This is a genomic window from Nocardioides sp. NPDC004968 (genome assembly GCF_040608935.1).
GTDB lineage: Bacteria > Actinomycetota > Actinomycetes > Propionibacteriales > Nocardioidaceae > Nocardioides.
The window spans coordinates 363,647-376,289 of sequence record NZ_JBEXJF010000001.1; the positions used below are offsets into that span (position 1 = coordinate 363,647).

Here is a 12,643-nt window from a genome sequence, read left to right on the forward strand (position 1 = left end):
GTGGCAAGATTCTCGCCATGAAACCTGCGGCTGTTCTCATGGACATGGACGGCACCCTGGTCGACACCGAGCCCTACTGGATCGCGGCGGAGTACGCCATCGCCGAGCGTTACGGGGCGACCTGGTCCGAGGAGCAGGCGATGGAGCTGGTCGGCAACGCGCTGATCGAGTCGGCGCGGCTGGTCAAGGAGGGCATGGGCCTTCCCCACGAGCCCGAGGAGATCGTCGAGATGCTCCTCGACGGCGTGGTCGAGCAGGTCGAGCGTGAGGTCCCGTGGCGACCGGGTGCGCGCGAGCTGCTCACCGACCTGTTCGAGCAGGGTGTGCCGTGCGCGCTGGTGACGATGTCGTACGCCCGGTTCGTCGGCCCCATCCTCCAGGAGCTTCCGGAGGGCACCTTCAAGGTGATCGTCACCGGCGACATGGTCCGCAACGGCAAGCCCCACCCCGAGCCCTACCTCACCGCGGCCGCCGCCCTCGGCGTCGCGGCCGAGGACACCATCGCGGTGGAGGACTCCAACACCGGAGCGCGCTCCGCCGAGGCGGCCGGCTGCACCGTCCTGGTGGTCGAGAACCACGTCCCCGTCGCCCCCGGCGAGCGCAGGGTCTTCCGCGACACGCTCGAGGGAATGACGTACGCCGACCTGGCTGCCCTCTGACCCCTCCGGGTCATCTAGGGTGCCTTCCGTGGGCCACATCCAGATCACTCCGTCCATCCTCAACGCCGACTTCGCCGCCCTCGGTGCGGAAGTCGCCCGGATCCCCAGCGCCGACTGGATCCATGTCGACGTGATGGACAACCACTTCGTGCCCAACCTGACCTTCGGGCCGGCGATGGTCGAAGCGCTCGCGCGGTCCACGGACACCCCGCTCGATGCCCACCTGATGATCGAGAACGCCGACCGCGAGGCCCCGGCCTACGTCGAGGCCGGCTGTGGCTCGGTGACCTTCCACGTCGAGGCCACCAAGGCTCCGGTCCGGCTGGCCCGCGAGATCCGCGCCAAGGGTGCCCGGGCGTCGATGGCGCTCAAGCCGATGACCCCGATCGAGCCGTACGAGGACATGCTGGCCGAGCTCGACATGGTGCTGCTGATGACCGTCGAGCCGGGCTTCGGCGGGCAGAAGTTCCTCGACCTGGTGCTGCCCAAGATCCGCCGGGCGCGGGCGATGATGGACAAGGCCGGCGTCGAGACCTGGCTGCAGGTCGACGGCGGCGTCTCGCTGGAGACCATCGAGCGCTGCGCCGAGGCCGGGGCCGACGTCTTCGTCGCCGGCTCCGCCGTCTACTCGGCGACCGACCCGGACGCGATGGTCAACGCGCTGCGTGACAAGGCCGTCTCAGCAGTCGACGCCTGATCCAGGTCCGTGCCACGTGTGTGGCACACTGGTTGAAGACGAGCTTGTGCTTGCGTGCTCTGGGGTCGGTGAAATTCCGAGCCGGCGGTGACTGGATCGAAGATTCAGAAGTCCGCGACCCGATGACAGCCAGTCATCGGTTGACCAAGTGAGAATCTTGGACCGACGGTTAAAGTCCGGATGGGAAGACGCACGCAGCCCGATTCGTCGTGACCACCCTGAGACCAGGGTGCGGCGCGATGTCTCGGCCTGACCCCGGAGTCCGTGAGACGGACCAGAGGGGATCAGATGAAGTGCTTGGACCAGCGTGACCCGGAGCCGGGAGCGATGCGTCGCGCCCTGGAGCTGGCCGCTGCGATCGGCGCCCCGGGACCTGCCATCTATCCGAACCCGCGGGTGGGCTGCGTACTCCTGGCGCCTGACGGGTCGATGGTCGGCGAGGGCTACCACCGCGGGCCCGGCACGCCTCACGCCGAGGTCGATGCGCTGGCCGGCGCCGGGGAGGCCGCTCGGGGAGCGACCGCAGTCGTGACGCTCGAGCCGTGCAACCACACCGGCCGCACCGGCCCCTGCTCGCAGGCGCTGATCGAGGCCGGGGTCGCCCGTGTCGTCTACGCCCAGTCCGACCCCAACCCGGTCGCCGCCGGCGGTGCCGCCACACTGAAGCAGGCGGGCATCGAGGTCGAGCAGGGCCTGTACGCAGCGGAGTCCCGTGAGCTCAACCGGGTCTGGACCCGGGCGGCGGAGCTGCAGCGCCCCTACGTGACCTGGAAGTTCGCCACCACGCTCGACGGGCGCAGCGCCGCCGCCGACGGCACCTCGCGCTGGGTCTCCTCGCGTGCCGCGCGGCTCGACACCCACAAGCTGCGGGCGCTGAGCGACACGATGCTGGTCGGGACCAACACGGTCGCGGTCGACGACCCCGCGCTGACGGTCCGTGACCTGGAGGACCGGCCGGTCGGCGTACAGCCTCTCCGGGTCGTCATGGGGGAGCGCGACCTTCCTGAGGACCGCCGGATCTTCGACGCGCAGGCGCCGTCCCTCCACCTCCGCACGCGCGATCCGCACGAGGCGTTGACCGCCTTGTGGGAGCGCGAGCGCCGCCATGTTTTTCTCGAGGGTGGGCCGACGCTGGCCGCGGCCTTCCTGGACGCCGGCCTCGTCGACGAGATCGTCGTCTACGTCGCCCCGTTCTTGCTCGGCGCCGGTCGCTCGGCCGTCGCCGACCTCGGGATCACGACCATCTCCGACGCCTTCCGGCCGCGGGTGCGCTCAGTCGATGTGCTCGCTCCTGCCGCGGTGGGCGACGAGCCGAACGTACGACTCATCTTGGAACCACAGAAAGGGGAGCAGTGATGTTCACCGGGATTGTTGAGGAGCTCGGCACCGTCGCCGGGATCGAGGACCAGGGCGACGCCGTACGCCTGACCATCTCCGCCGCGACCGTGCTGTCGGACGCCGAATTGGGCGCCTCCATCGCGGTCAACGGCTGCTGCCTGACCGTCGCCACTCTGGGTGAGAACGAGTGGACCGCCGACGTGATGCTGGAGACGCTCAAGCGCACCAGCCTGCACGCGCTCTCGGTCGGCGACCAGGTCAACCTGGAGCGCGCGGTCACCCCGAGCACCCGGCTCGGTGGCCACATCGTGCAAGGGCACGTCGACGGCGTCGGGCGCGTCGTCTCGCGTGAGCCCAGCGAGCACTGGGAGGTCGTCACGATCTCCCTCGACCCTGAGCTGGCTCGCTATGTCGTCGAGAAGGGCTCGATCGCGGTCGACGGGATCAGCCTCACCGTCGTCTCCGTGAGCGATGACGCCTTCACGGTGAGCCTCATCCCGGAGACCCTGGCGCGTACGTCACTGGGGTTCCGGGCCGTCGGCGACGAGGTCAACCTCGAGACCGACATCATCGCCAAGCACGTCGAGAAGCTTCTGGGAGGGGTTCGGCCGTGAAGATCGAGCACAGCAGTATCGAGAACAGCACCGAGCAGTACGTCGGGGTCCGGCTGGATCCGGTCGAGAACGCGATCGCCGACCTGGCGGCCGGCAAGCCGGTCGTGGTCGTCGACGACGAGGACCGCGAGAACGAGGGAGACCTGATCTTCTCCGCCGAGCTGGCGACACCGGAGGTGATGGCCTTCGCGATCCGCTGGTCCTCCGGCGTGATCTGCGTGGCGCTGCCGGGGGAGCGGCTCGACGCTCTCGACCTGCCGCCGATGACTCGTGTCAACGAGGACCGCAAGCAGACGGCGTACGCGGTCTCGGTGGACGCCCGCGAGGGCGTCTCGACCGGCATCTCGGCGGCCGACCGGGCGCTCACGACTCGGCTGCTCGCCGGTCCGTCGTCGGTGGCCGGGGACCTGACCCGGCCCGGCCACGTCTTCCCACTGCGGGCACGTGACGGGGGAGTGCTGGTCCGGGTCGGCCACACCGAGGCCGCGGTCGACCTGACCCGGCTGGCCGGTCTGGAGCCCGCCGGTGCGCTGGTCGAGCTCGTCAACGACGACGGCACCATGCAGCGCGCCCCGCAGCTGCGGGAGTTCGCCGACGAGCACGGTCTCGCGATGATCTCGATCGCCGACCTGGTCACCTATCGGCGGCGTACGGAGGTGCTGGTCGAGCGTCACGCGGTGACCCGGCTGCCCACCGAGTTCGGGGACTTCACCGCGTACGGGTATCGCACCATCGACGACGGGGTCGAGCACGTCGCGCTGGTCTACGGAGACACCGCCGGATGCGATCCGGTGCTCGCGCGCGTGCACTCGGAGTGCCTGACCGGCGATGTGTTCGGGTCGCGGCGCTGCGACTGCGGGCCGCAGCTGCGGGAGGCCCTCTCGCGGATCGCGGCGGAGGGCTGCGGTGTGGTTGTCTACCTGCGCGGACACGAGGGCCGCGGGATCGGGCTGCTCGCCAAGCTGCAGGCCTACCAGCTGCAGGACGGCGGTCGCGACACCGTCGACGCCAACCTCGATCTCGGCCTGCCCGCCGACGCGCGACACTACGGCGCCGCCTCGCAGATCCTGCGCGACCTCAAGGTCGACTCGGTACGCCTGATGACCAACAACCCCGAGAAGGTGAGTCACCTGGAGGCGTACGGTGTCGAGGTCGCCGAGCGGGTCCCGCTCACCCCGCGACCCAACGAGCACAACCTCGCCTACCTGCTGACCAAGCGTGACCGGATGGGTCACGCGCTGCCCGATCTGTCTGAGGAGAATCGATGAGTGGCAAGGGAGCCCCGACCCCCGAGGTCGTCGACGCGAGCGACCTGAGGGTCGCCGTGGTGGCGGCGCGCTGGCACGACGAGGTGATGGCCGGCCTGCTGAACGGCGCCGAGCGGGCGCTGAAGGACGCCGCCGTCGGCGGCCTGACGGTCGTCCGGGTCCCGGGCGCCTTCGAGCTCCCGGTCGCCGCGGCCGCGCTCGCGAAGTCGGGCTACGACGCCATCGTCGCGCTGGGCGTGGTCATCCGCGGTGGCACCCCGCACTTCGACTACGTCTGCTCGGCCGCGACCGACGGGCTGAACCGGATCGCGATCGACCACCTCATCCCCGTCGGCTTCGGCCTGCTGACCTGCGACAACGAGGAGCAGGCGCTCGACCGGGCCGGGCTCGAGGGGTCCAGCGAGGACAAGGGCTACGAGGCTGCGGCGGCGGCCATGGAGACCGCGCTCGCCCTGCGTGACTGCGTACGCCACTACTGAGACGCCGTCACCGCCAGATGGCTCGCCAGACCGTCTCGGATGCCGTCGTAGTGGGCCACGAAGCCCGGGTCTGCCTCGAACATCCGTCCGAGGCAGACCTGCAGACCTGCATCTGGTGTGTGATCGGGAAGAAGTTGCCGAAGACCTCACGGTGACGCTCGGCGAGCTCGTTGGCCTCGGGGCTTCCGGGCGGTACGTCCATGTCGATCGCGGCACCGAGATCCTGCTCGAGCGTGGTCATCGCCCGGCTCAGCCGCTGCAGGTCGGCGTCGGTATAGAGGCAGTATCCCGCCGGCGTACGAGCTCAGTACGCAGGAGAAGCTGACGCTCGTGGCCGGCGGTGCTGTCGGCTCAGCGAGCCCGGGCCCGGCGGGGACGAGCAGCACGTCCTGGAACATCCAGCGGCGCACGGAACAGTCAGGAACTGAGGCATGCCATAGATCCCGCGGAACGGCTCCGGGGCCACCGCGTCGGGTCCCGGCAGTGGCACGGGGCTGACCTCGAATGCGTCGTAGTAGTCGCTCATGCAGGGAATCGTTGAGCCTCACGTTGCGTGAGGGTCAAGCTGACCGGAAGTCAGGCGACGAGTCTCGCGACCAGATCGCCTTGCCGGCGACGCGCACCCGGGTCCTTCCGGGCTGACGTCTGCTCGACGATGAAGCCGTTCGGTTCCAGCAGGTCTCCGAGCGCCTCGGCGGACCAGAAGTAGGCCGTGTGCACCGCGTGGTCGAACGCCTCGCCTGGCTCGCCGTCGAAGAACCCGATCAGCACCGACCCGCCGGGTGTGAGCACGCGGGCGAACTCGTCGAAGATCGCGGGGAGGTCGGCGGGCGGGGTGTGGATGATCGAGCACCACGCCAGGATGCCGCCGATCGACCTGGCCTCCAGCGGGAGCGCGGCCAGGTCCGCTCGCTCGAAGCTGACCTCTGGATACCGCGCTCGTGCGGCGGCGACGAACTCGGCCGAGGCATCCACGCCGACCACCTCGCGTACGCCGCTTGTGGTCAGCTCCTGGCTCCAGAGGCCGGGGCCGCAGCCGGCATCCAATAGGCGGCCGGACGTGGTGTCTCGCCAGGTGGTGATCGTCTCGCGGTCGCGCTCGGCGAGCTGGTCGATCGTTCCGAACAGGTCGATGTACTCGGCTGCGCGGCCGTCGTAGGCTGCGCCGATCTCGGTCATGGTCATCGGTCATCGAGGGTAGCGGGCTTCGACTGCGGGCGCCTTGTGCTGAGTTCCAGCGTGGGTGGGGCCAATACTGTGTTTGGGTTGGGAGATTTAGAACCAGGGTGCCTGGCTGGGTGCCATTTGGCTGTCTTGCGGGCTTCCAGCCGCCGACCACCTCGAAAGAGGCGTGCCCTATTCATCCGGGAGACAACGGGTGTGGGGTAATCCAGGGGAACCAGGGGCGTGAACGCTGAGCTGCGAGGGTAAGTAATAGCCCGTACTCCGGGCCTCCGAGACCAGCGAACCAAGATGGATCTGCGTGTGTGCAGACCCTTTGAGTTCGTACGTCGGGAGGTGACCGTGATGACCACGCTGCAACAGCCACAACACCCTGTGCTCGGGGCCGTGGTCGCGATCACCGCCGCTCTTGATGGGGTTGCGGCGGCGAACCCTTCGTTCATGGCCACCGACCAGAAGGCCGCCACCTTGCTCGAGATCGCCCGGGCCAAGGCCCAGCTGGCTGAGCTCGAGCTCCGGGTGCTCGCCGCTGCCCATGATGTGGCGGCCGAGAGCGCGGCGCGGGATGTCGCGGCGTGGTTGCATCACCACACCCACCAGCGCCCCGAGAACCTGCGCGCCGACCTCCGGCTCGCTCACGCACTGGACCGGACCTACCACCAGGTCGCGGCCGCGATGCGCGCCGGGGACTGCAACCCGGCCCAAGCCACAGTGATCGTCGACGCCCTCGAAGACCTCCCCACCGATCTCGACCCAGAGATCCGGGTCAAGGCCGAAGAAGCGCTGGTCGGCTACGCGACCCAGTTCGACCCCACCCAGCTGCGCCGCCTCGGGCGTCGGATCCTCGATCTGATCGCCCCTGAGATCGCCGAGGCCGAGGAAGCCCGACGGCTCGCCGTGGAGGAGGCCCACGCCCGGAAGAAGACCCGCCTGTCCATGCGGCGCCTCGGGGATGGCACCACGCGGATCTCTGCGGTGGTCCCCGATGCCGCTGCGGACCGGCTGGCCACCAACCTGGAGGCGTTCGCCTCACCACGCCGTGACGACGGCAGCCGCACCGAGACCGGCGAGTTCCTGCCCTACGCCCGGCGGCTGGGTCGGGCGTTGTGCCAGATGCTGGAGACCCTCGACCCGACCCGGCTACCGATCCATGGCGGGGACGCCACCACGGTGATCGTGACCATCGACATCGACCAGCTCCGCAAGGAGGCCGGCGTCGGCGACATCGTCGGCGGCAGCCCGATCACCGCGGCCGAGGCCCGGCGGCTGGCCTGCACCGCAGGCATCATTCCGGCGGTCCTCGGCGGTGCCTCGGAGGTTCTCGATCTCGGGCGCAAGGAACGTTTCTTCACCGCCGCCCAACGCCGAGCTCTCCTGCTCCGTTCGGCGACCTGTGAGGCCGAGGGCTGCGACATCCCCGGCACCTGGGCCGAGGCCCACCACTGGATCGCCTGGGCCCAAGGCGGCGCGACCGACCTCGACAACGCCGCCCTTCTCTGCTCCCATCACCACCACCGCGCCCACGACACCGCATACCTCCACGAACGCCTCCCCAGCGGCGACATCCGCTTCACTCGACGCACATAGAGCGACCGATCACAGCGATTCACACCGCACCAGCCGAGCGCCCAAGAACCGCCCGACTCGGTCGAATTCAGGCCTTGGCCGGCACGGCCCTCTCAAGGGGTCGGGCGGCACCCGGTGAAGGCCCGTCAGGCCGTTGTGAACGGCTTCGTGCTCGGCTGCGAGTCTTCGCATCCTCTGTGCTCGGCAGAGCTGCCGACTCGACGGTGCCGTGGGTGGGGTGTCGAGGAGGCCGTCATATCGCTACAATTTGCGCATGCATGCAAATACGCAACCTCCGGTGTGGGGCGACGACGTGGTCACTCTTGCCGTCGAGGTGCTGCGGATGCTGGCCGACCCGACGCGCCTCCAGATGGCGGGGCTGTTGCTGGACGAGGAGCGGTCGGTCTCCGAGCTTGCGTCGATGCTGGACAAGCCGGTGCCGGGGGTCTCGCAGCATCTGGCGAAGATGCGGATGGCTCGGCTGGTGACGACGCGGAAGGAGGGGACCTCGGTGCTCTACCGCGTCGAGAACGGGCATGTGCGCCAGCTGGTCCTCGACACGATCGGCCACGTGGAGCATCTCCTGGACCAGGTTCCGGCGCACCACCGGTCGGGGGAGGAGTCGGCATGACCCATACGTTGCACGATCACCCACACGACCACAGCCATGCGCACGATGGGCGGTGGTCGCGGCTCAAGCATGCGGTCTCGGACGTCTTCGGGGCTCACTCCCACGATGCGGCGGATCAGGTCGACGAGGCGTTGGAGGCTGACGTACGTGGCCGGCGGGCGCTGTGGATCAGCCTCGGCGTCCTCGCGCTGACAGCGGGACTGCAGGCGGTCGTCGTGAGCCTGACCGGGTCGGTGGCTCTGCTGGGGGACACGCTCCACAATGTCGCGGACGCGCTGACGGCGGTGCCGTTGCTGGTGGCGTTCTGGCTCGCCCGGCGTCCGGCCAACGACCGGTTCACCTACGGGTACGGCCGGGCGGAGGACCTCGCCGGTCTCTTCGTCGTCGCCATGATCGCCCTCTCCAGCATCCTGGCGGGCTGGGAGGCCATCGACCGGCTCTTCCATCCGCGCGAGGTCGAGCACGTCTGGGCGGTCGCGGCGGCGGGGGTGGTCGGGTTCCTGGGCAACGAGATCGTCGCGCGCTATCGGATCCGCGTGGGCCGTCAGATCGGCTCGGCCGCTCTGGTCGCGGACGGGCTCCACGCGCGTACGGACGGCTTCACCTCGCTGGCCGTGGTGTTCGGTGCTGCCGGGGTCGCGGTCGGGATGCCGTGGGCAGACCCGGTGATCGGACTGCTCATCGCCATCGCGATCCTCGGCGTGCTGCGCTCGGCGCTCAAGCAGGTCGGCGCCCGGCTGATGGATGCGGTCACCCCTGATGACGTACGCAGGGCGAGGGAGGCGGTCGGCACGGTCGACGGGGTGCTCGAGGTCCGCAGCCTGAGGCTGCGATGGATCGGCCATACCCTCCACGCCGACGGCGACATCACCGTGTCAGCCGAGCTGCCCGTCTCCGCCGGCCACGACATCGCCCACCACGCCGAGGAGCATCTCCTGGAGGCGCTGCCGCGCCTGACCAGCGTGGTCCTCCACGTCAGCCCCGACGGCGCGCATGCCTAGTATCTGCGTCGATGAACATCTTCGAGTTCGACGGCAAGAGTCCGCAGATCCATCCCGACGCCTGGGTGGCGCCGACAGCGACGCTGATCGGTGACGTTCGCCTCGGGCCGAACGCCAGTGTCTGGTACGGCGCGGTGCTACGCGCCGACGTCGGGCCGATCATCATCGGTGAGGGCTCCAACGTGCAGGACAACTCGGTGCTGCACGTACGCCCTGGCTCCTCCCTCGAGATGGGCCCGCACAGCACGGTCGCGCACGGCTGCGTGGTGCACGGCGACCGGATCGGGACCGGGTCGCTGATCGGCAACGGGGCAGTGGTCTCCGACGCCGTGGTCATCGGCGACGGCTGCCTGATCGCGGCCGGCGCGATGGTGGTCGAGGGGACCGAGGTGCCCGACCGCAGCCTGGTGATGGGCGTGCCGGCGAAGATCCGCGGCACGATCGAGCCCGGCACCAACCCTGCGGCGATCCTCGAGCTCAACGCGCCAGGCTACGTCGAGTTCATGAAGCTGCACCGCGCGACGGTGCGTCCGGTCTAGCCCTCAACCTGAGGTGGAGGGTCAGTCGGCGCCGCAGGCCACGCAGTGGAGCGAGCCGACCCGGCGATCTGCCTCGCAGGTCGCGCACGGGGCGATGGTCTCTCGGCCGCAGCCCTCGCAGTGCTTGCCGCGGGCCGGGTAGCCGCAGTAGGGGCAGTCGCCCTTGCGTACGCGCATGGCTGGGATCCGCTTGGCCAGCAGGCGCTGGACGGCGACGAAGACGCCGACGGTGGCCGCGGCACCGAACAGCGACAGGATGAGCGGGCCGAAGTCGGCGTACTCGAAGGTGTAGTGGAAGGCGAAGACCAGGGCCATGATCACCCCGGTCGCGGCGAGCGCGAAGCCGAGCGGGAGGAAGCGGGAGCCGCTGCGGCGCAGCCGGTAGAGGACCCAGAATCCGACCAGGCAGAGCAGGATGATGAAGCCGAGGCGGATGCCGATCTGCATCGCCTCGTGACCGGGGATCTCACACGCCGTCTGGCCGTTGTTGCACTGGTCCCAGTCCATGTAGAGCGGCCACCAGCCGGCGACCTTGACGTAGAACCAGACGGTGCCGACGAGCAGGAAGGCGGTCAGTGCGACCGCCAGGAACCGCTCGCTGCGGGTCGACTCGACCTCATCGGCGGCAATCGGGGTCTTCATGGCGTGCTCCTGTGGGCTCGGGTGCGGGCGTGGAAGCCGACCTCGAGGCGGCAGTCGAGGGCGGCTGCCACCCGGAGAAGGGTGTCGATCTTGGGTGGACGGGACCCGGACTCCAGTCGAGCGATCGCCGACTGCGTCGTGCCGCAGAGCTCGGCGAGCTCGCGCTGGGACAGGCCCCGCGCGACCCGGTGCTCGGTGACCTGCGCGGCGATCCCGACGTAGAACGCGGTGTCCTCGTCGTCGGTGCTCATGAGATCGAAGATATCGCAGGTCTGCTATGGCCGTCTATAGCAGGACTGCTATCGATTCGGTGAGACGATTCGGGGGCCGGGTCGCGTACGGCCTAGGCTTGACGCTCGTGAAGACGTTCGACGAGCTCTGGGCCGAGCTGAGTGAGAAGGCCCGGACCCGACCTGAAGGATCCGGCACCGTGGCACAGCTCGACGCCGGGGTCCATGCGATCGGGAAGAAGCTGGTCGAGGAGGCCGCCGAGTCCTGGATGGCGGCCGAGTACGAGGGCAAGGAAGCGACCGCGGAGGAGATCTCCCAGCTGCTCTACCACGCCCAGGTGCTCATGCTCGCCAGCGGAATCTCGATCGACGACGTCTACTCACACCTGTAGGGGAACCCTCATGACAACCGATGACAAGCCTCTCCGGATCGCCGTCCCTAACAAGGGCTCTCTGTCCAGCTCCGCCTCCGAGCTGCTGCGCGAGGCGGGCTACCGCCAGCGCGAGGACTCCAAGCGTCTGACCCTCATCGACGAGGAGAACGGCGTCGAGTTCTTCTACCTCCGCCCGCGCGACATCGCGCTCTACGTCGGCGAAGGCACCCTCGACATCGGCATCACCGGCCGCGACCTGCTCCTCGACTCCGGCGCCAAGGCCGACGAGGTCATCGGGCTCGGCTTCGGCCGAAGCCGGTTCCACTTCGCCGGCCGCGCCGGTGCCTTCACCTCGATCGAGGAGCTGCGCGGCAAGCGGATCGCGACCTCCTATGTCGGGGTCGTCTCGGCCTTCCTGGAGCGCGAGGGGATCGACGCGAGCGTCACCCGTCTCGACGGCGCCGTCGAGACCTCGATCCAGCTCGGTGTCGCCGACGCGATCGCCGACGTGGTCGAGACCGGCTCCACGATGCGGCAGGCCGGCCTGGAGATCTTCGGCGAGCCGATCATGCGCTCCGAGGCCGTGGTGATCACCCGGTCGGGTGGCCTGGATGCCTCGGGCTCCGCTTCGGCAGGGCTGCCGGAGGCGTACGAGACCTTCAAGCGCCGCCTCGACGGCGTCCTGATCGCGCGCAGCTACGTGATGATGGACTACGACATCCGCGCCGAGGACCTCACCGAGGCCTCCGCGATGACGCCGGGTCTCGAGGGGCCGACGGTCAGCCCGCTGCACCGCGAGGGCTGGGTCGCCGTCCGTGCGATGGTGCCGCGGGCCGGTTCGCAGAAGCTGATGGACGATCTGTACGCCGTGGGTGCCCGCGCGATCCTGCTGACGGAGATCAATGCCTGCCGGATCTGACCTGCCGGTGAAGCTGCCGCACACCTGGCGCCCGCTCGGGGCACGCGTGATGGGCTGGTTCCTCGTGGCCGCCCTGGCGATCATGTGCACGATGGTCTGGGTCGGGTTCACGCCCGAGATCAAGGCGCAGGTGACCATGTTCGAGCGACTCACCTTTGGGGCCCTGGGGATCGGGATCGTGGTCTGCGTGCACGCGGTGACCCGGTCGCGGGTGGTCGCACGTGAGGACGGTCTGACCGTGGTCAACGGCTTCAAGCGCCGTGACCTGGAGTGGGCCGAGGTCCTCGCGATCAACTACCCGCGTGGCGCGCCGTGGCCCAACATCGACCTGGCCTCGGGCCACAACATCTCCGTCCTCGGCATCCAGGCCTCCGACGGGGGCTCGTCGAAGAAGGCCGTACACACGCTGCGCACACTGGCCGAAGAACTGTCCTAGCAGCGACCCTGCGGCGAACCACTTACAACGCTTCGGGGAATCTTCGCCCGAAGCTCTGATCGCGGTGC

General features: G+C 69.2%; 16 protein-coding genes, 1 pseudogene and 1 riboswitch. Of the genes and pseudogenes, 13 read left to right on the forward strand and 4 right to left on the reverse strand.

All coding sequences use genetic code 11. From position 1 onward, the window contains the following. Positions 1-17: 17 nt before the first annotated feature. The 6 genes from ABZU72_RS01710 to ribH all read left to right on the forward strand — a co-directional run bounded on the left by ABZU72_RS01710 (position 18) and on the right by ribH (position 5,055). Positions 18-659 carry an HAD family phosphatase gene (locus ABZU72_RS01710; protein WP_355017182.1) on the forward strand — a complete coding sequence of 214 codons (642 nt, stop codon included), beginning with the start codon at positions 18-20 and terminating at the stop codon, positions 657-659. A gap of 28 nt (positions 660-687) precedes the next feature. Next, positions 688-1,356 (forward strand): ribulose-phosphate 3-epimerase, encoded by a 669-nt coding sequence (rpe, locus tag ABZU72_RS01715; RefSeq protein ID WP_355017183.1) that lies wholly within the window; start codon positions 688-690, stop codon positions 1,354-1,356. 50 nt (positions 1,357-1,406) lie between these two features. Beyond that, positions 1,407-1,554: riboswitch (FMN riboswitch) on the forward strand. Positions 1,555-1,644: 90 nt separating this feature from the next. Continuing rightward, positions 1,645-2,712, forward strand: coding sequence for a bifunctional diaminohydroxyphosphoribosylaminopyrimidine deaminase/5-amino-6-(5-phosphoribosylamino)uracil reductase RibD (gene ribD, locus ABZU72_RS01720; protein WP_355017184.1), 1,068 nt, complete (start codon positions 1,645-1,647; stop codon positions 2,710-2,712). Further along, a complete protein-coding gene (locus ABZU72_RS01725; RefSeq protein ID WP_355017185.1) occupies positions 2,712-3,308 on the forward strand; it encodes a riboflavin synthase in 597 nt (198 codons plus the stop codon). Before ribD ends, ABZU72_RS01725 begins: the two co-directional genes overlap by 1 nt. Beyond that, entirely contained in the window at positions 3,305-4,576 is a 1,272-nt protein-coding gene (locus tag ABZU72_RS01730) for a bifunctional 3,4-dihydroxy-2-butanone-4-phosphate synthase/GTP cyclohydrolase II (protein WP_355017186.1), read from the forward strand. Before ABZU72_RS01725 ends, ABZU72_RS01730 begins: the two co-directional genes overlap by 4 nt. Beyond that, positions 4,573-5,055 carry a 6,7-dimethyl-8-ribityllumazine synthase gene (gene ribH / locus ABZU72_RS01735; RefSeq protein WP_350657968.1) on the forward strand — a complete coding sequence of 161 codons (483 nt, stop codon included), beginning with the start codon at positions 4,573-4,575 and terminating at the stop codon, positions 5,053-5,055. Before ABZU72_RS01730 ends, ribH begins: the two co-directional genes overlap by 4 nt. A 7-nt stretch (positions 5,056-5,062) precedes the next feature. On the opposite strand, the pseudogene ABZU72_RS01740 reads toward ribH, so the two are convergent. Together ABZU72_RS01740 and ABZU72_RS01745 are read right to left on the reverse strand one after the other, a co-directional pair. Then, positions 5,063-5,320 (reverse strand): annotated as a pseudogene (locus ABZU72_RS01740) (TipAS antibiotic-recognition domain-containing protein); the annotation flags it as partial. Between the two features lie 311 nt (positions 5,321-5,631). Beyond that, complete coding sequence (locus ABZU72_RS01745) at positions 5,632-6,240, reverse strand: class I SAM-dependent methyltransferase (RefSeq protein WP_355017187.1); 609 nt, start codon at positions 6,238-6,240, stop codon at positions 5,632-5,634. A gap of 342 nt (positions 6,241-6,582) precedes the next feature. Here ABZU72_RS01745 and ABZU72_RS01750 point away from each other — a divergent pair, with 342 nt between their 5' ends. The 4 genes from ABZU72_RS01750 to ABZU72_RS01765 all read left to right on the forward strand — a co-directional run bounded on the left by ABZU72_RS01750 (position 6,583) and on the right by ABZU72_RS01765 (position 9,974). Beyond that, positions 6,583-7,824, forward strand: coding sequence for a DUF222 domain-containing protein (locus tag ABZU72_RS01750; RefSeq protein ID WP_355017188.1), 1,242 nt, complete (start codon positions 6,583-6,585; stop codon positions 7,822-7,824). A gap of 253 nt (positions 7,825-8,077) precedes the next feature. After that, on the forward strand, positions 8,078-8,434 hold the full coding sequence (locus ABZU72_RS01755) for a metalloregulator ArsR/SmtB family transcription factor (RefSeq protein ID WP_355017189.1): 357 nt from the start codon (positions 8,078-8,080) through the stop codon (positions 8,432-8,434). Then, positions 8,431-9,435, forward strand: a complete 1,005-nt coding sequence (locus ABZU72_RS01760) for a cation diffusion facilitator family transporter (protein ID WP_355017190.1) — start codon at positions 8,431-8,433, stop codon at positions 9,433-9,435. The genes ABZU72_RS01755 and ABZU72_RS01760 overlap by 4 nt, the downstream gene beginning before the upstream one ends. Positions 9,436-9,446: 11 nt before the next feature. Next, positions 9,447-9,974, forward strand: coding sequence for a gamma carbonic anhydrase family protein (locus ABZU72_RS01765; protein ID WP_355017191.1), 528 nt, complete (start codon positions 9,447-9,449; stop codon positions 9,972-9,974). 21 nt (positions 9,975-9,995) lie between these two features. On the opposite strand, the gene ABZU72_RS01770 is transcribed toward ABZU72_RS01765, so the two are convergent. Then, entirely contained in the window at positions 9,996-10,616 is a 621-nt protein-coding gene (locus ABZU72_RS01770) for a hypothetical protein (RefSeq protein ID WP_355017192.1), read from the reverse strand. Then, a complete protein-coding gene (locus ABZU72_RS01775) occupies positions 10,613-10,867 on the reverse strand; it encodes a helix-turn-helix transcriptional regulator (RefSeq protein ID WP_355017193.1) in 255 nt (84 codons plus the stop codon). Before ABZU72_RS01775 ends, ABZU72_RS01770 begins: the two co-directional genes overlap by 4 nt. Before the next feature lie 107 nt (positions 10,868-10,974). On the opposite strand from ABZU72_RS01775, the gene ABZU72_RS01780 reads away from it, so the two are divergent. From ABZU72_RS01780 to ABZU72_RS01790, 3 genes are read left to right on the forward strand one after another with little or no spacing between them, the layout of a single operon-like run. Next, the gene (locus ABZU72_RS01780; RefSeq protein WP_008359350.1) at positions 10,975-11,238 is read left to right on the forward strand and encodes a phosphoribosyl-ATP diphosphatase; all 264 of its coding nucleotides are present in this window, start codon (positions 10,975-10,977) and stop codon (positions 11,236-11,238) included. Positions 11,239-11,248: 10 nt separating this feature from the next. Continuing rightward, a complete protein-coding gene (gene hisG, locus ABZU72_RS01785; RefSeq protein ID WP_355017194.1) occupies positions 11,249-12,139 on the forward strand; it encodes an ATP phosphoribosyltransferase in 891 nt (296 codons plus the stop codon). After that, complete coding sequence (locus ABZU72_RS01790) at positions 12,123-12,575, forward strand: PH domain-containing protein (RefSeq protein ID WP_355017195.1); 453 nt, start codon at positions 12,123-12,125, stop codon at positions 12,573-12,575. Before hisG ends, ABZU72_RS01790 begins: the two co-directional genes overlap by 17 nt. Positions 12,576-12,643 lie beyond the last annotated feature (68 nt).